Source organism: Buttiauxella sp. BIGb0552 (assembly GCF_004366275.1).
Taxonomy (GTDB): Bacteria; Pseudomonadota; Gammaproteobacteria; order Enterobacterales; family Enterobacteriaceae; genus Buttiauxella; species Buttiauxella gaviniae.
In genome coordinates this window covers 1-16,470 of record NZ_SODY01000005.1, presented here as the reverse complement: position 1 = coordinate 16,470, position 16,470 = coordinate 1, and the positions used below count along the sequence as shown (strand labels likewise).

21 protein-coding genes are annotated in these 16,470 nt (G+C 49.7%); 15 read left to right on the top strand and 6 right to left on the bottom strand.

Annotation, left to right across the window (positions count from 1 at the left end; all coding sequences use genetic code 11):
• Positions 1 to 168: 168 nt before the first annotated feature.
• A complete protein-coding gene (crp, locus tag EDF88_RS15270; protein WP_034499073.1) occupies positions 169 to 801 on the bottom strand; it encodes a cAMP-activated global transcriptional regulator CRP in 633 nt (210 codons plus the stop codon).
• A gap of 315 nt (positions 802 to 1,116) precedes the next feature.
• Between crp and EDF88_RS15265 the strand changes: the two genes are divergently transcribed.
• Positions 1,117 to 1,521 carry an OsmC family protein gene (locus EDF88_RS15265; RefSeq protein WP_064514284.1) on the top strand — a complete coding sequence of 135 codons (405 nt, stop codon included), beginning with the start codon at positions 1,117 to 1,119 and terminating at the stop codon, positions 1,519 to 1,521.
• A 20-nt stretch (positions 1,522 to 1,541) separates the two neighbouring features.
• On the opposite strand, the gene EDF88_RS15260 is transcribed toward EDF88_RS15265, so the two are convergent.
• The 3 genes from EDF88_RS15260 to EDF88_RS15250 form a co-directional block, all read right to left on the bottom strand.
• Entirely contained in the window at positions 1,542 to 2,420 is an 879-nt protein-coding gene (locus EDF88_RS15260; protein WP_064514282.1) for a phosphoribulokinase, read from the bottom strand.
• Positions 2,421 to 2,533: 113 nt separating this feature from the next.
• Positions 2,534 to 2,752 carry a YheU family protein gene (locus EDF88_RS15255; RefSeq protein ID WP_034460225.1) on the bottom strand — a complete coding sequence of 73 codons (219 nt, stop codon included), beginning with the start codon at positions 2,750 to 2,752 and terminating at the stop codon, positions 2,534 to 2,536.
• Between the two features lies 1 nt (position 2,753).
• A complete protein-coding gene (locus EDF88_RS15250; RefSeq protein WP_134185633.1) occupies positions 2,754 to 3,770 on the bottom strand; it encodes a hydrolase in 1,017 nt (338 codons plus the stop codon).
• A 62-nt stretch (positions 3,771 to 3,832) separates the two neighbouring features.
• Here EDF88_RS15250 and EDF88_RS15245 point away from each other — a divergent pair, with 62 nt between their 5' ends.
• Positions 3,833 to 4,432: a LysE family translocator gene (locus EDF88_RS15245; RefSeq protein WP_134185631.1), complete on the top strand. Its 600-nt coding sequence runs from the start codon at positions 3,833 to 3,835 to the stop codon at positions 4,430 to 4,432.
• Between the two features lie 34 nt (positions 4,433 to 4,466).
• Here EDF88_RS15245 and EDF88_RS15240 read toward each other — a convergent pair whose 3' ends face one another.
• Positions 4,467 to 6,371: an ABC transporter ATP-binding protein gene (locus tag EDF88_RS15240; protein ID WP_134185629.1), complete on the bottom strand. Its 1,905-nt coding sequence runs from the start codon at positions 6,369 to 6,371 to the stop codon at positions 4,467 to 4,469.
• Positions 6,372 to 6,496: 125 nt separating this feature from the next.
• On the opposite strand from EDF88_RS15240, the gene kefG reads away from it, so the two are divergent.
• From kefG to slyD, 4 genes are all read left to right on the top strand, one after another.
• Positions 6,497 to 7,048 carry a glutathione-regulated potassium-efflux system ancillary protein KefG gene (kefG, locus tag EDF88_RS15235; RefSeq protein WP_166671987.1) on the top strand — a complete coding sequence of 184 codons (552 nt, stop codon included), beginning with the start codon at positions 6,497 to 6,499 and terminating at the stop codon, positions 7,046 to 7,048.
• Complete coding sequence (kefB, locus tag EDF88_RS15230) at positions 7,048 to 8,856, top strand: glutathione-regulated potassium-efflux system protein KefB (protein WP_064514272.1); 1,809 nt, start codon at positions 7,048 to 7,050, stop codon at positions 8,854 to 8,856. The genes kefG and kefB overlap by 1 nt, the downstream gene beginning before the upstream one ends.
• A gap of 14 nt (positions 8,857 to 8,870) precedes the next feature.
• Positions 8,871 to 9,071 (top strand): YheV family putative zinc ribbon protein, encoded by a 201-nt coding sequence (locus tag EDF88_RS15225; RefSeq protein WP_064514270.1) that lies wholly within the window; start codon positions 8,871 to 8,873, stop codon positions 9,069 to 9,071.
• Between the two features lie 99 nt (positions 9,072 to 9,170).
• Positions 9,171 to 9,761: a peptidylprolyl isomerase gene (slyD, locus tag EDF88_RS15220; protein ID WP_064514268.1), complete on the top strand. Its 591-nt coding sequence runs from the start codon at positions 9,171 to 9,173 to the stop codon at positions 9,759 to 9,761.
• Positions 9,762 to 9,813: 52 nt separating this feature from the next.
• Here slyD and EDF88_RS15215 read toward each other — a convergent pair whose 3' ends face one another.
• Positions 9,814 to 10,032: a protein SlyX gene (locus EDF88_RS15215; RefSeq protein WP_034460204.1), complete on the bottom strand. Its 219-nt coding sequence runs from the start codon at positions 10,030 to 10,032 to the stop codon at positions 9,814 to 9,816.
• 226 nt (positions 10,033 to 10,258) lie between these two features.
• On the opposite strand from EDF88_RS15215, the gene fkpA reads away from it, so the two are divergent.
• The 9 genes from fkpA to EDF88_RS15170 all read left to right on the top strand — a co-directional run.
• Positions 10,259 to 11,092, top strand: a complete 834-nt coding sequence (fkpA, locus tag EDF88_RS15210) for an FKBP-type peptidyl-prolyl cis-trans isomerase (protein ID WP_064514265.1) — start codon at positions 10,259 to 10,261, stop codon at positions 11,090 to 11,092.
• 177 nt (positions 11,093 to 11,269) lie between these two features.
• Positions 11,270 to 11,992 carry a transcriptional regulator gene (locus tag EDF88_RS15205; protein WP_034460202.1) on the top strand — a complete coding sequence of 241 codons (723 nt, stop codon included), beginning with the start codon at positions 11,270 to 11,272 and terminating at the stop codon, positions 11,990 to 11,992.
• Positions 11,992 to 12,378 (top strand): sulfurtransferase complex subunit TusD, encoded by a 387-nt coding sequence (gene tusD / locus EDF88_RS15200; RefSeq protein ID WP_064514263.1) that lies wholly within the window; start codon positions 11,992 to 11,994, stop codon positions 12,376 to 12,378. The genes EDF88_RS15205 and tusD overlap by 1 nt, the downstream gene beginning before the upstream one ends.
• A complete protein-coding gene (tusC, locus tag EDF88_RS15195; RefSeq protein WP_064514261.1) occupies positions 12,378 to 12,737 on the top strand; it encodes a sulfurtransferase complex subunit TusC in 360 nt (119 codons plus the stop codon). Before tusD ends, tusC begins: the two co-directional genes overlap by 1 nt.
• Before the next feature lie 6 nt (positions 12,738 to 12,743).
• Positions 12,744 to 13,031 carry a sulfurtransferase complex subunit TusB gene (gene tusB, locus EDF88_RS15190; protein ID WP_134185625.1) on the top strand — a complete coding sequence of 96 codons (288 nt, stop codon included), beginning with the start codon at positions 12,744 to 12,746 and terminating at the stop codon, positions 13,029 to 13,031.
• A gap of 126 nt (positions 13,032 to 13,157) precedes the next feature.
• Entirely contained in the window at positions 13,158 to 13,532 is a 375-nt protein-coding gene (rpsL, locus tag EDF88_RS15185) for a 30S ribosomal protein S12 (RefSeq protein WP_003023654.1), read from the top strand.
• 90 nt (positions 13,533 to 13,622) lie between these two features.
• Entirely contained in the window at positions 13,623 to 14,093 is a 471-nt protein-coding gene (gene rpsG / locus EDF88_RS15180; protein WP_034499040.1) for a 30S ribosomal protein S7, read from the top strand.
• A 93-nt stretch (positions 14,094 to 14,186) separates the two neighbouring features.
• A complete protein-coding gene (fusA, locus tag EDF88_RS15175; protein ID WP_034499038.1) occupies positions 14,187 to 16,301 on the top strand; it encodes an elongation factor G in 2,115 nt (704 codons plus the stop codon).
• A 73-nt stretch (positions 16,302 to 16,374) separates the two neighbouring features.
• Positions 16,375 to 16,470, top strand: a 96-nt coding sequence (locus EDF88_RS15170; RefSeq protein WP_001967706.1) for a GTP-binding protein, incomplete at its 3' end; no start/stop codon positions are given.

Here is a 16,470-nt window from a genome sequence, read left to right as displayed (position 1 = left end):
GCAGGGTTGTTGGTTGTACTCAGTCACACCAGTCACTTACTTTAGTAAGCTCCTGGGGATTCCTGAGCTTACCGCCTACCTGCAACATGAATTATTTAGAGCAAGTGAGGGAAGTGTAGAGACAAAAAAGGCGTGTTATGAAGCAACACGCCATTTTTTAGACGGAGATTAACGAGTGCCGTATACGACGATCGTTTTACCGTGAGCGGAGATCAGATTTTGATCTTCCAGCATTTTCAAGATACGACCAACAGTTTCGCGAGAGCAACCCACGATCTGACCGATTTCCTGACGGGTAATTTTAATCTGCATACCGTCTGGGTGGGTCATTGCATCAGGTTGTTTAGCCAGGTTCAGCAGCGTCTGCGCGATACGACCAGTCACATCCAGGAATGCCAGATTACCCACTTTCTCAGATGTAACTTGCAGACGGCTAGCCATTTGTGAAGACAGGCGCATCAGAATATCTGGGTTGACCTGGATCAGCTGGCGGAATTTTTTATAAGAAATTTCAGCCACTTCACAGGCACTTTTAGCACGAACCCAGGCACTACGTTCCTGACCTTCTTCGAACAGCCCTAACTCACCAATGAAATCGCCCTGATTTAGATAGGAGAGGATCATTTCCTTGCCCTCTTCATCTTTAATCAGAACAGCCACAGAGCCCTTGACGATGTAATACAGCGTCTCTGCTTTCTCACCTTGGTGAATGAGTGTGCTCTTCGATGGATACTTATGAATGTGGCAATGGGACAAGAACCATTCGAGAGTCGGGTCTGTTTGCGGTTTGCCAAGCACCATGCGCGGTTATCCTCTGTTTTATAACTGGCTACCAACGACAGGACGCTAAACATCCTGTCTGGCGTTGCAAGTAATTAGAATATTCCCCACCTTGGGGAGATGGCATGCAAGTCATTCTTGCTGCCTGTAATTAGTGATGTCCTCTGCATACATGCATTACGTCAATGTATCGATGTAGCATCTGGATTGTTTTAGCATAGCTTTTGGCAAGTGTCTCCTGTTGTCTCGTTTCAGCTTGACGCATGTCGCCTTCCGTTGCCAGATTTGCTGAATCTGCGTACTCTGAAAGGTAATTTTTCTACAGGAGTAAGCAGCATGCAGGCACGAGTGAAATGGGTTGAAGGGTTTACCTTCCTGGGCGAGTCCGCTTCAGGGCACCAGATCCTTATGGATGGCAATTCTGGTGATAAAGCACCAAGCCCAATGGAAATGGTGCTGATGTCCGTTGGCGGTTGCAGTGCAATTGACGTAGTTTCTATTTTGCAAAAAGGCCGCTACGCCGTGACCGACTGCGAAGTGAAATTGACCTCTGAGCGCCGTGAAGAGGCTCCGCGTTTGTTTACGCACATCAATCTGCATTTCATCGTGACAGGCAAAGAGCTAAAAGATGCTGCAGTTTCCCGTGCAGTAGACCTCTCTGCTGAGAAATACTGCTCTGTAGCACTGATGCTTGAAAAAGCGGTCAACGTTACTCATAGCTATGAAGTGATTGATGCTTAGTGTGTAAAACAGGGCGGTGATTAGCCGCCCTGATTAATGTTTCGCCCTTCCGCCAGTCGCTTAACGAGCGGCGTCATAATTAATTCCATTGCCAGACCCATTTTGCCGCCCGGCACCACCAAAGTATTGATGTGGGAAATAAACGACCCTTGCAGCATGGCAAGCAAATACGGGAAATCGATGTCATCCAGCCCGCGAAAATGAATCACCACAAAACTTTCATCCAGAGAAGGGATGCCGCGAGCCGCAAATGGGTTAGACGTATCAACAGTTGGGACGCGCTGGAAGTTGATATGGGTGCGGGAGAATTGCGGTGTGATGTAATTGATATAGTCGTCCATAGAACGAACCACAGAATCCATTACCGCTTCTCGGGAATGCCCGCGCTCGCTGGTATCGCGCACTAACTTTTGTATCCACTCCAGGTTCACAATCGGTACTACACCAACCAGCAAATCGACGGCCTTAGCCACATCGTGCTGTGGCGTAACTACACCGCCGTGCAAACCTTCATAAAACAAAACATCAGTGGGTTCTGGCAATGGTTGCCATGGCGTGAAGGTTCCGGGGATTTGGTTCCAGGGTACGGCTTCATCGTAAGTATGTAGATACTTGCGTGACTTACCCTGCCCGGTTCTGCCGTACTCAATGAACGTCTGTTCAAGCAAACCAAAGTCATTGGCTTCCGGGCCGAAATAGCTGATATGGCGCCCCAGGTCGCGTGCTTTACGAATAGCCATATCCATTTCAGGACGAGTGAAACGATGGAAACTGTCACCTTCGACTTCCGCTGCACGTAAATTGAGTTGCTGGAAGATTTTACGGAAGGCAAGGCTGGTTGTTGTCGTTCCCGCGCCGCTGGAACCTGTTACGGCAATAACCGGATGTTTGGCTGACATAAGGCAACAACTCCATGGGTGATAGCAAGTGTGTGTAAGTAAGGGCTGGTCCTCACCCTCAGGGAGATAGCTGGGTGAGGGTGGTTTTATTATGCAGTATAGAAGTTAAACGCTTAGCCGCGAAACTGCCCGCGAGCCATAATATTTACCGTTTCATGGAGTTCCGACCATACCAGCACAGCCTCACCACTTTGCAGCTGGCGCTTAACATCGGCCACTTTCTGCTCCAGTGAACGCTCTTGTTCACCATAATCGGTGCCTTCGCGTAATACAAAGGATTCAATCAGATTATCAAGCGTTTCGGGAGGCAGATCTTGCCAGGGAATCATCATATTACTGGTCCAAAAATTGAGACAGCCACTGCGGGATACGTTGCTCAAGCCACATTTCAGGGCGCCGTAACGTGCCACCCACAAACCCAACATGCCCGCCGTATCGCGTGAGTTGATACTCGATATTGGCAGGTAAGATAGCTTTATCGGGGATCACATGGTGATCCATAAACGGGTCATCTTTTGCGTGGATGATGAGCGTCGGCGTTTTGATTTGTGGCAGCAGCGGCATAGCGCTGCACTGGCGGTAATAATCGATAGCGTCAGCAAAGCCGTGAATTTTTGAGGTAATCAAATCGTCAAACTCGCGCAGACGACGCATTCCATTAAGCTGACGCATATCTACCGGGAGTGTGCCCGGATAGCTTCTTAACTTACGCGCGGCATTCTTCTTCAGCAGATTTAAAAGATAGTGCTGATAAACGCGTGAGAAGCCTTTTTCGATATGTGCGCTGCAATGTTCAAGCATCAGAGGGGCTGAAACCACTACACCGGCCTGAAGCGTACAATCGGCACCCTGTTTTGCCATCAGGCAGGCGAGCATGTTGCCGCCGAGAGAAAAACCGACCGCCGCCGTTGGCACTTTGCCATAACGGGTACTGAGCCAGTTAAGGAAGTAACTTCCATCTTCCGTTTCACCGGAGTGGTAGATACGCTTCATGCGATTAGGTACACCACTGCAACCACGGAAATGCATTACCACGCCTAACCAGCCTTGCTTGCTGGCGGCCTCGATTAAACCGTGAGCGTATGGGCTGTGCAGGCTACCTTCGAGTCCATGAAAAACGACTAACCGTGGTTTATGCATTGCCTGGCGCGGGTCCTCGCTCCAGGCAAGATCGACAAAATCCCCGTCTGGCATGTCAAGACGCTGCCAGTGAGGTTTGAAATTGAGGCGACGGCGAATCAAACGCGGAAGCATGGTTTGCAGGTGTGGATTACTCACACCCTTCAACGGACGAAATTGCTCATCTTCTTCGTGATTAAAATTCAATACTGCGGGACTTGTCGTAGCCATATCACACTGTTAGTTTCATTTAGTTTGCTAATTAACTTTACGGGGTGTGGAACACCCATTTCATGGAAACGCTTTTTTTCTCAATGCTGGGCTTTCTCTGGGTTGCTGCTATCACACCTGGCCCAAACAATATGCTACTCACTTCATCCGGGGCGAATTACGGATTCCTGCGCACCATACCATTGATGATAGGCATTATGCTGGGAATGCAATGCATTCTATTGCTGGTGGCGTTTGGCGTCGGTAGCTTAATCCTTTTATATCCAGCTTTGCACCTTATCCTGAAGATTGCCGGGAGTGTTTACCTATTATGGCTGGCCTGGAAAATCGGCTCCGCAACCTATGAAAAACTGGAAACGGATGCACCGCCACCTGAACCGATTCCTTTCTGGCAGGGCGGTTTATTACAGGTTATCAACCCTAAAGCATGGTTGATGGCGCTAGGCGCAGTAGCAAGTTTCAGCCTTGCAGGTTCCCAGTATCTGCACTCGGTTGTGTTAATCAGTATTGGTATTGCACTGGTTAACATTGTCGCAGGCATCATCTGGATTGCCTTTGGCAGCATGATTGGCACATTGCTTCGTAGCCGCCGCGCCTGGACAATCTTCAACGTATTTATGGGATTGCTGACGGCTGCGTGCGTGCTGCTGATTTGGCATTGAGTTGTTTGGCCTCACTTTTAGTGAGGCCAAACAGTCATTCGGCCTGCATCATCTGTTCTAACTGATCATGCGCATCAAGCCATTCCATCTCACATTCTTCCAGAGCTGACTTCACTTTCACCTGAGTTTGCAGGCATTCGGTCATTTCTGCTTTGCGACTTTGGTCGTAAATGGCGCTGTCAGCCAGCTTTTCTTCGACTTGAGCAAGCTGCACATTTAACTTTTCCATCTGCTTTTCAAGCGTGGTGATTTGCTTACGCAATGGTTGAGTTAGCGTGCGTAATTCGGCTTCGCGGCGTTTTTGGTCTTTACGTGCCTGGGCGCTGTTGGCGTTATCTTTCGCGGAATCGTCGGGCTGGTTTTCCTGCTTTTGCAGATCCACAAGCCACTGTTGATAATCTTCCAGATCGCCATCAAACGCTTCCACTTTGCCATCGTGAACCAGGTAGAGATCGTCGGTAGTTGAACGCAACAGGTGACGGTCGTGCGATACCACAACCAGCGCGCCTTCGAAATCAATCAACGCTTCGGTCAGCGCCTGACGCATGTCGAGATCAAGGTGGTTGGTCGGTTCATCGAGCAGCAGCAGGTTGGGGCGCTGCCACACAACCAATGCCAGAACCAGACGCGCTTTTTCACCACCAGAGAAGCGAGCTGTTTGCTCGGTGACTTTATCGCCCCGGAAGCCGAAACCGCCGAGATAATCACGCAACTGCTGTTCAGACTCTTTCGGTGCGATACGTGCAAGATGTTGAAGTGGGGATTCGTCAGCGCGTAAATATTCCAACTGATGCTGAGCGAAGTAACCGAGCTTGATGCCTTTTGCCAAGCCGATATCACCCTGCAACGGTTTGATTTCTTCCGCCAGCAGTTTGATAAGCGTTGATTTACCAGCACCGTTGCGACCGAGCAAACCAATGCGTGAGCCAGGCACCAGATTTAGTTTGATGGAATCAAGGATCACGCGCTCGCCATAACCAGCACTGACTTTTTCCATTCGCAATAGCGGATTCGGCAAGCTTTCTGGCTCGCGGAAACTGAAGTGGAACGGGTTGTCGACGTGTGCCGGCGCAATCAATTCCATGCGCTCGAGCATCTTCACCCGGCTCTGCGCTTGTTTTGCTTTGCTGGCTTTGGCTTTGAAACGATCGATAAAGCTTTGCAAGTGAGCAACACGCTCCTGCTGGCTTTCATACATCGACTGCTGCTGAGCAAGGCGCGTCGCGCGCTGGCTTTCAAACGAAGAGTAGTTGCCGGTGTATTCAAACATCGACTCTTGTTCGATATGAATAATTTTGCCCACCACCGGGTCAAGGAAGTCACGGTCGTGAGAAATCAGAATCAATGTGCCCTGATAACTTTTCAGCCAGCGCTCAAGCCAGATAACGGCGTCTAAATCCAGGTGGTTGGTTGGTTCATCAAGCAGAAGTAAATCTGAGCGGCAGATCAGTGCTTGTGCCAGGTTCAGGCGCATACGCCAGCCACCGGAAAAATCACTGACCGGGCGTTCAAGTTGTTCATTGCTGAAGCCTAAACCGTGCAGAAGGCTCGACGCACGTGAGCGAATCGTCCAGGCATCAACCGCATCAAGCTTGCCGTGCACCAGTGCAATCGCGTGGCCATCGTTGCGCTCATTGGCTTTTGCCAGCTCCGCTTCAAGCTGGCGGAATTCACGGTCGCCATCAATAACATATTCAATGGCTGGCATCGCCAGTGCGGGGGTTTCCTGGTTTACCCAGGCCAACGCCCAGTTACCAGGATAGGTCATACTTCCGCCATCGGCGCTGATCTCGTTCTTCAGCAGCGCCAGCAGTGTGGATTTACCGCAGCCGTTTTTACCCACCAGACCCACTTTCTGGCCCGGATTGATGGTAGCGGTGGCGTTATCCAGCAGAACGCGGGTACCGCGACGAATTTGTAACGAGGAGAAAACAATCATAAAGCGCCGTATGTTCAGAGTATGTTAAATTGTCATTATATTAAGGTAACGTGATGCTATCGGCACCGCGTCGGGCTGCATGGTAGCCCAAAAAAATCACTATGACGACGCCCTGGAGGGTAATGATGTCGCAGCCGCCGAAAGTTTTGCTGCTATATGCCCATCCGGAGTCACAAGACTCGGTCGCAAACCGCGTCTTACTCCAGCCGGCGCAGCAGCTTGCCAATGTCACTGTGCATGATCTTTATGCGCACTATCCTGACTTTTTTATTGATATCTATCGTGAGCAGGCATTACTGAAAGAGCATGATGTCATCGTCTTTCAACATCCGCTTTATACCTATAGCTGCCCCGCATTGCTAAAAGAGTGGCTGGATCGCGTGTTGAGCCGTGGCTTCGCAAGTGGTGTCGGAGGTACCGCTCTGGCGGGAAAGTATTGGCGTAGTGTGATTACCACCGGAGAGCCAGAAGGTGCTTATCGGCACGATGGTTTTAACCGCTTCCCGCTGACCGATATTTTACGTCCCTTTGAACTCACTGCCGCCATGTGCCGTATGCACTGGATGAACCCGATGATTGTTTACTGGGCACGTCGGCAATCTCCCCAGGAGCTGGCCAGCCATGCGAAAGCTTATGGTGAATGGTTGGCTTCACCGACATTACCGGGAGGCCGCTGATGGAAGGTTCTGACGTATTACTGGCCGGAGTGCTGTTTTTGTTTGCTGCTGTAGTTGCCGTACCTATTGCCGCCCGTTTAGGGATTGGCGCAGTGCTGGGCTATTTGCTGGCAGGTATTGCAATTGGGCCGTGGGGATTAGGATTTATCAGCGATGTAGATGAAATCCTTCACTTCTCGGAATTGGGCGTTGTATTCCTGATGTTTATCATCGGGCTGGAACTGAACCCTTCCAAACTTTGGCAACTTCGGCGTTCGATATTTGGTGTCGGTGCGGCACAAGTATTACTCAGTGCCACGATCCTGGCTGGGCTGCTGATGTTGACTCAATTTTCCTGGCAAGCCGCGGTAATTGGCGGGATTGGCCTGGCGATGTCATCAACGGCGATGGCGCTACAGCTGATGCGTGATAAAGGTATGAATCGCAACGAGTCCGGGCAGCTTGGTTTTTCTGTGTTGCTGTTTCAGGACTTGGCGGTCATTCCGGCAATTGCGCTAGTGCCGTTGTTGGCCGGTAATGACGGCGGGCATACCGACTGGATAAAGATCGGCTTCAAAGTACTGGCTTTTGCGGGGATGTTGGTTGGCGGGCGTTATCTGCTGAAACCGGTATTTCGCTTTATTGCGGGTTCCGGCGTGCGCGAAGTCTTTACAGCGGCGGCATTACTGTTGGTGTTGGGGTCAGCATTATTTATGGATGCGCTGGGCTTCTCAATGGCGCTTGGGACGTTTATCGCCGGCGTGTTATTGGCAGAAAGCGAATACCGGCACGAACTGGAAATCGCGATTGATCCCTTTAAAGGATTATTGCTCGGCTTGTTCTTTATCTCCGTTGGCATGGCATTAAATCTCGGCGTGCTTTACACCCATATCTTCTGGGTTGTTTTAGGCGTAGTGGTGTTGGTGGCGGTTAAAGCCGGCGTACTGTATGGCCTGTCGTGGTTTTTCGGTTTGCGCAGCTCCGAGCGACTACAGTTTTCAGGCGTGCTAAGCCAGGGCGGGGAGTTCGCATTCGTACTTTTCTCTACGGCTTCATCACAAAAGCTGTTCAGCGGTGACCAAATGCCGCTGTTGCTGGTGACGGTTACACTTTCAATGATGACCACGCCACTGCTGATGAAAGGCGTTGATGCCATTCTGGCGCGGCGATTTAATGTTGCTGACGACGAAAACGATGAAAAGCCTTACGTTGAAGACGATCAGCCGCAAGTCATTATTGTCGGCTTTGGGCGTTTTGGGCAGGTGATTGGCCGCTTGCTGATGGCGAACAAAATGCGCATTACTGTTCTTGAGAGAGACATTAGCTCAGTCAGTCTGATGCGTAAATATGGCTATAAAGTCTATTACGGCGATGCCACGGAGCTTGAGTTGCTGCGTTCGGCAGGAGCGGAGACCGCAAAGTCTATCGTTATCACCTGTAATGAGCCGGAAGACACAATGAAAGTCGTCCATTTGTGTCAACAACACTTTCCACACCTGGCGATACTGGCGCGAGCCCGTGGTCGTGTAGAAGCGCATGAATTGTTGCAAGCTGGAGTGACACAGTTCTCACGTGAAACTTTCTCCAGTGCGCTCGAATTAGGTCGCAAGGCGCTGATGACATTGGGGATGCATCCTCATCAGGCGCACCGCGCGCAGCTCCATTTCCGCCGTCTGGATATGAGCATGCTGCGTGAGTTAATGCCGATTCATACTGATAACGCACAAATTTCCAGGGTGCGTGAAGCGCGTCGTGAGTTAGAAGAGATTTTCGAACGCGAGATGCAGCAAGAGCGTCGGCAGTTCGATGGTTGGGATGAATTTGAATAAATAAGGTGAAGCGAATGCCGGTGCGTAAACGTTTTATTGCCGGGGCTGTTTGCCCCGAATGCCAGGAGCGAGATTCCCTCGCGATGTGGCGTGAGAATAATGTCGATATTGTTGAGTGTGTTAAGTGCGGCCACCAAATGCGTGAGGCGGATAAGCAAGTTCGTGAGCATGTTCGCGAACAAGAGCAAGTCATTGGGATTTTTCATCCGGACTAGCGAGATGCTCCAGCTTTTTTTAAGCTTAGGGGTACACCGGCGCTAAATTCCGCTACAATCGGCGCCAGTTTTTTTTCTCACGCTCGCTCAGGAGATATCATGAAAGTAGCAAAAGACCTGGTGGTCAGCCTGGCTTACCAGGTACGTACAGAAGACGGTGTGTTGGTTGATGAGTCTCCGGTGAGTGCGCCGCTGGACTATCTGCATGGTCACGGCTCCCTGATTTCAGGTCTGGAAACTGCGCTGGAAGGTCACGTTGTTGGTGATCGTTTCGACGTGAATGTTGGCGCAAATGATGCTTACGGCCAGTATGACGAAAACCTGGTGCAACGCGTTCCTAAAGACGTGTTCATGGGCGTTGATGAGCTGGAAGTTGGTATGCGCTTTATGGCTGACACCGACCAGGGCCCAGTACCAGTTGAAATTACTGGCGTTGAAGATGAGCACGTTGTTGTTGATGGCAACCACATGCTGGCAGGTCAAAACCTGAGCTTCAACGTAGAAGTTATCGCAATTCGCGAAGCAACTGCTGAAGAACTGGCTCATGGCCACGTTCACGGCGAACATGATCATCACCACGATCACGACCATGAAGGTGGTTGCTGTGGTGGTCACGGTCACGGCGACGACCATGAACATGAACATGGTAAAGGCGGTTGTGGCGGTAATGGCGGTTGCGGTTGCCACTAATCTGCGAAAGATAAAAAAAGGCGTGTCACTGACACGCCTTTTCTTTTGGTAACTAGTAATGCGGAGGTGGAGTCTCTTCGGCTTCTGATGCCACCATCGAAGGCTGGCTGGCTTTTAGTTTTTCAACTAGCAAGCGGAAATGCTCGCGCAGTTTGACCATCTCTAATTCATGAGCCGTTACCGTCTGATTTAACTCTTCTATAGTAATCTCCTGGAAAGCAAGACGACTCTCAAGTTCTTCTAGCCGTTGTTCGGTCGATTTCTGTTGCATGGCTAATACTCCTGGCCTGCGGATGGACAATTTCTGGCGATTCTACTGAAAAATTCTGCACGGTACAGCGTCGTTTTGCTCAGGACGAAACTTCTTTATACAAAAAGAGTCTGAATTTGTCTCGATAAGGCGCGGAGAGATTGTGTAGATTTCTTCCACGACGTTATAGTACGTCTCTTAGTTGATAATAACCTTGGGGTTAGAGGCCCCGGCCCTGGAGAAATGGATGAAATCACTGTTTAAAGTAACGCTACTGGCGACCACGATGGCCGTTGCCCTGAGCGCTCCGGCGTTCGCTGCCCCTGCGACTCCGGCTGCTGCTAAAGATGCTGCTGCCCCTGCGGCACCAGCTGCAAGCAACGCAGCATTCAAAAATGACGACCAGAAATCTGCGTACGCATTAGGTGCTTCGCTGGGCCGTTATATGGAAAATTCTCTGAAAGAACAAGAAAAGCTGGGGATCACGCTGGACAAGAACCAGCTTATCGCCGGCGTTCAGGATGCATTTGCTGACAAGAGCAAATTATCCGATCAGGAAATTGAGCAGACTCTGCAAGCTTTCGAAGCTCGCGTGAAGTCTTCCGCTCAAGCGAAAATGGAAAAAGACGCTAAAGAAAACGCGGATAAAGGCAAAGCCTTCCGTGATACTTTCGCAAAAGAGAAAGGTGTTAAAACTTCTTCTACTGGCCTGATGTATAAAATCGACAAAGCCGGTACAGGTGAAGCACCAACCGACAGCGACACTGTTGTTGTGAACTACAAAGGTACGCTTATCGACGGTAAAGAGTTCGACAACTCTTACACCCGTGGCGAGCCACTCTCTTTCCGTCTTGACGGTGTTATCCCAGGCTGGACTGAAGGCCTGAAAAACCTGAAGAAAGGCGGGAAAATCAAACTGGTTATTCCACCAGAACTGGCTTATGGCAAAACTGGCGTTCCGGGAATTCCGGCTAACTCCACACTGGTATTCGACGTTGAGCTGCTGGATATTAAACCAGCGCCTAAAGCAGACGCGAAACCAGAAGCCGCTCCAGAAGCTGATGCAGCTAAGAGCAAATAAGGCATTATTAACCGCCGTCCTCAGGGGCGGCGGTTTTTTATTTGAGGCAGGATATAATAAAAGCTGGAAAGCGCCTCTTACGCTGTATTACCTTAGCAGGCTGCGCAACAACGAGTATGAGTCTGCCCTGACACCATTTAAGCGCGACAGGCTCTCTGTAGAGGGTGGTATCTTTAAATGTCCAATTCGCTTTTAACCAATGAAACCAGTGAGCTTGATTTACTGGACCAGCGTCCTTTCGAACAAACCGACTTTGAAATATTAAAATCCTACGAAGCGGTGGTGGACGGGTTAGCGATGCTGATTGGTTCTCACTGTGAAATTGTGTTGCACTCGCTGCAAGATCTGAAGTGTTCCGCTATTCGCATCGCAAATGGTGAACACACTGGGCGCAAAATTGGCTCGCCGATTACCGATCTTGCCTTACGTATGCTGCATGATATGACTGGTGCGGATAGTAGCGTTTCCAAATGCTATTTCACCCGTGCAAAAAGCGGTGTCCTGATGAAGTCAGAGACTATTGCCATTCGTAACCGTGATGAACGTGTTATCGGCTTATTGTGTATCAACATCAATCTTGATGTTCCATTCTCGCAAATTATGTCGACGTTTATTCCGCCAGAAACGCCTGAAGTGGCTTCATCGGTGAACTTTGCATCCTCAGTTGAAGATCTGGTTATGCAGGCGCTGGAATTCACGATTGAAGAAGTGAATGCCGATCGCAATGTGTCCAACAACGCCAAGAATCGGCAGATTGTGCTGAACCTTTACGAGAAAGGTATCTTTGATATCAAAGATGCGATTAACCAGGTTGCCGATCGTTTGAATATTTCTAAGCACACGGTTTATCTCTATATCCGTCAATTCAAAAACGGTGATTTCCAGGGGCAGGATAAGTAATGCGTTTTGCCATCCTGGTGACAGGCCCAGCTTATGGTACGCAGCAGGCGAGTAGTGCGTTGCAGTTTTCTCAGGCCGTTATTGCTCAAGGGCACACATTAGAAAGCGTGTTCTTCTACCGCGAAGGTGTTTATAACGCAAACCTTCTTACATCCCCTGCAAATGATGAATTTGATATTGTTCGCGCGTGGCAGCAACTCAATGAACAGCATGGTGTTGAATTGCATATCTGTGTTGCAGCGGCGCTGCGTCGCGGTGTTACTGACGCAGAGCAAGCTAAACAGCTCGGTTTACCTTGTCATAATATGCAGCCTGGCTTCACCCTTAGTGGGTTAGGGGCACTGGCTCAGGCTTCGTTGAGCTGTGATCGGACGGTACAATTCTGATGAAGCGTGTAGCATTCGTATTTCAATCAGCACCTCATGGAAGCGCCAGCGGGCGTGAAGGGCTTGATGCCTTACTTGCCACATCAGCACTAACCGAAGACATCGGCGTGTTTTTCATTGGCGACGGGGTTATGCAACTGATACCAGATCAGCAACCAGGCCTTATCCTCTCCAGAGACTACATCGCGACATTCCGCGTGCTGCCGTTGTACGATATCGAGCAGTGTTATCTCTGCGCGACTTCGATCCGTGAACGAGGGTTATCGCCAGAAAGAAACTGGGTTCTCGATGCTAAACCGCTTGAGCCTGATGCATTGTGCGAAATGCTGCATCAATTTGATGTGGTGCTAACCTTCTGAGGCGACATGCTGCATATTTTACAACACTCACCTTTTCAGACCGATTTTGAATCGTTGCTGCGCTGTGTGAAGCATGGTGATGAACTTTTATTACGGCAAGATGCGGTCATTGCAGCCCTCTCAGGGACCAAAGCCCTTGATTTACTGCTCTCAGCCCCCATTACTGTGTATGCTCTGCAGGAAGATATCGAGGCTCGCGGCTTAACTGCTCAAATTTCAACCGGTGTAGGCAAGGTCAGCTATACTGACTTCGTTGCATTGACGGTTAAACACGAACAACATATTTCCTGGTAAAATCCAGGATTGTTGTATATTTCTTGACACCTTTTCGGCTCAGCCCTAAAATTCTGCGTCCTCATATTATATGAGGCCGTTTTATTACGTGTTTACGAAGCAAAAGCTAAAACCAGGAGCTATTTAATGGCAACAGTTAACCAGCTGGTACGCAAACCACGCGCTCGCAAAGTTGCAAAAAGCAACGTGCCTGCGCTGGAAGCCTGCCCGCAGAAACGTGGCGTATGTACTCGTGTATATACTACCACTCCTAAGAAACCAAACTCCGCACTGCGTAAAGTATGCCGTGTGCGTTTGACTAACGGTTTTGAAGTTACCTCCTACATCGGTGGTGAAGGTCACAACCTGCAGGAACACTCAGTGATCCTGATCCGTGGTGGTCGTGTAAAAGACTTGCCAGGTGTTCGTTACCACACCGTTCGTGGTGCACTTGACTGCTCCGGCGTTAAAGACCGTAAGCAATCTCGTTCCAAGTATGGCGTGAAACGTCCTAAGGCTTAATGGTTTCCGTTAAGTAAGGCCAAACGTTTTAAATAAATGTCAAACTCAATAGAGTTTTGGACAACCCTGAATTAACAACGGAGTATTCCCATGCCACGTCGTCGCGTCATTGGTCAACGTAAAATTCTTCCAGATCCTAAGTTCGGATCAGAGTTGCTGGCCAAATTTGTAAACATTCTGATGGTAGATGGTAAGAAATCTACTGCTGAATCTATCGTGTATACCGCGCTGGAGACCCTGGCTCAGCGTTCTGGTAAACAAGCACTGGAAGCTTTCGAAGTCGCTCTGGACAACGTTCGTCCGACTGTCGAAGTTAAGTCCCGCCGTGTTGGTGGTTCTACTTATCAGGTTCCAGTAGAAGTACGTCCGGTTCGTCGTAATGCTCTGGCAATGCGTTGGATCGTAGAAGCTGCTCGTAAACGCGGTGATAAATCCATGGCTCTTCGCCTGGCGAACGAACTTTCTGATGCTGCAGAGAACAAAGGTACTGCAGTTAAGAAACGTGAAGACGTTCACCGTATGGCTGAAGCCAACAAGGCGTTCGCTCACTACCGTTGGTAATCCCTTCGGAGTGTTAGTCACCAAGCGGGCGCTTCATGTGAGCTGCCCGCTTTGGGTTACTTAAATGAACGTCCTAGGATATAGAGGAATCAAATGGCTCGTAAAACACCCATTGAGCGTTACCGTAACATTGGTATCAGTGCTCACATCGACGCCGGTAAGACTACTACTACCGAACGTGTTCTGTTCTACACCGGTGTAAACCACAAAATCGGTGAAGTTCATGATGGCGCAGCCACTATGGACTGGATGGAGCAGGAGCAGGAACGTGGTATTACCATCACGTCTGCTGCGACCACCTGTTTCTGGTCTGGTATGGCCAAACAGTTCGAACCACACCACATCAACATCATCGACACCCCAGGGCACGTTGACTTCACCATCGAAGTTGAACGTTCCATGCGTGTTCTTGATGGTGCGGTAATGGTTTACTGTGCTGTTGGTGGTGTTCAGCCACAGTCTGAGACCGTATGGCGTCAGGCAAACAAATATAAAGTTCCACGTATCGCGTTCGTTAACAAAATGGACCGTATGGGTGCTAACTTCCTGAAAGTCGTTGACCAGATCGAAAAACGTCTGGGCGCAACTCCGGTGCCTCTGCAACTGGCAATCGGCGCGGAAGAGAAATTCACCGGTGTTGTTGACCTGGTGAAAATGAAAGCCATCAACTGGAATGAAGCCGATCAGGGCGTGACCTTCGAATACGAAGAGATCCCAGCTGATATGCAGGAACTGGCCGAAGAATGGCGCCAGAAACTGGTTGAAGCCGCTGCTGAAGGTTCTGACGAACTGATGGAGAAATTCTTTGGTGGCGAAGAGCTGACTGAAGAAGAGATCAAAACTTCTCTGCGTAAGCGCGTACTGAACAACGAAATTATCTTGGTTACCTGTGGTTCTGCATTTAAGAACAAAGGTGTTCAGGCGATGCTGGATGCGGTTGTTGAATATCTGCCAGCTCCAACTGACGTTACTGCGATTAACGGTATGCTGGACGACGGTAAAGACACTCCGGCTGTTCGTCACTCAGACGACAACGAGCCGTTTGCTGCTTTGGCGTTCAAAATCGCAACTGACCCGTTTGTTGGTAACCTGACCTTCTTCCGCGTTTACTCTGGCGTTGTTAACTCTGGCGACACCGTGTTCAACCCGGTGAAATCAGCGCGTGAGCGTCTGGGCCGTATCGTTCAGATGCACGCTAACAAACGTGAAGAGATCAAAGAAGTTCGCGCGGGCGATATCGCTGCAGCTATTGGTCTGAAAGAAGTGACTACCGGTGATACCCTGTGTGATCAGGACAATGTGATCATTCTGGAGCGTATGGAATTCCCTGAACCGGTAATTTCTATCGCTGTTGAACCGAAAACTAAAGCTGACCAAGAAAAAATGGGTCTGGCTTTGGGTCGTCTGGCTAAAGAAGATCCATCATTCCGCGTATGGACTGATGAAGAAACTAACCAGACTATCATCGCTGGTATGGGTGAGCTTCACCTCGACATCATCGTTGACCGTATGAAACGTGAATTCAACGTTGAAGCTAACGTTGGTAAACCTCAGGTTGCTTACCGTGAAGCGATTCGCGCGAAAGTTACCGATGTTGAAGGTAAACACGCTAAGCAGTCTGGTGGTCGTGGTCAGTACGGTCATGTTGTTATCGACATGTACCCACTGGAGCCGGGCTCGAATCCGAAAGGTTACGAGTTCGTCAACGACATCAAAGGTGGTGTGATCCCAACGGAATACATCCCTGCTGTTGATAAAGGCATCCAGGAACAGCTGAAGTCTGGTCCTCTGGCGGGTTACCCAGTAGTAGATCTCGGCGTGCGTCTGCACTTCGGTTCTTACCACGACGTTGACTCCTCTGAACTGGCGTTTAAACTGGCCGCTTCTATTGCCTTCAAAGATGGCTTTAAGAAAGCGAAACCAGTTCTGCTTGAGCCTATCATGAAGGTTGAAGTTGAAACTCCGGAAGAGAACACCGGTGACGTTATCGGTGACCTTAGCCGTCGTCGTGGTCAGCTGAAAGGTCAAGAATCTAACGCTACTGGCGTTCAGATTCACGCTGAAGTTCCGTTGTCTGAAATGTTCGGTTACGCAACTCAACTGCGTTCACTGACCAAAGGTCGTGCATCTTACTCCATGGAATTCCTGAAGTATGATGATGCGCCAAACAACGTTGCTCAGGCCGTAATCGAAGCTCGCGGCAAATAAGCCCAGAGTTTTAAAAAACATTGATCCCGTGCTCTCTCCTTGAGGGGAGAGCGCAACAGTAAGGAATATAGCCGTGTCTAAAGAAAAATTTGAACGTACAAAACCGCACGTCAACGTCGGTACTATCGGCCACGTTGACCATGGTAAAACCACTCTGACTGCAGCAATC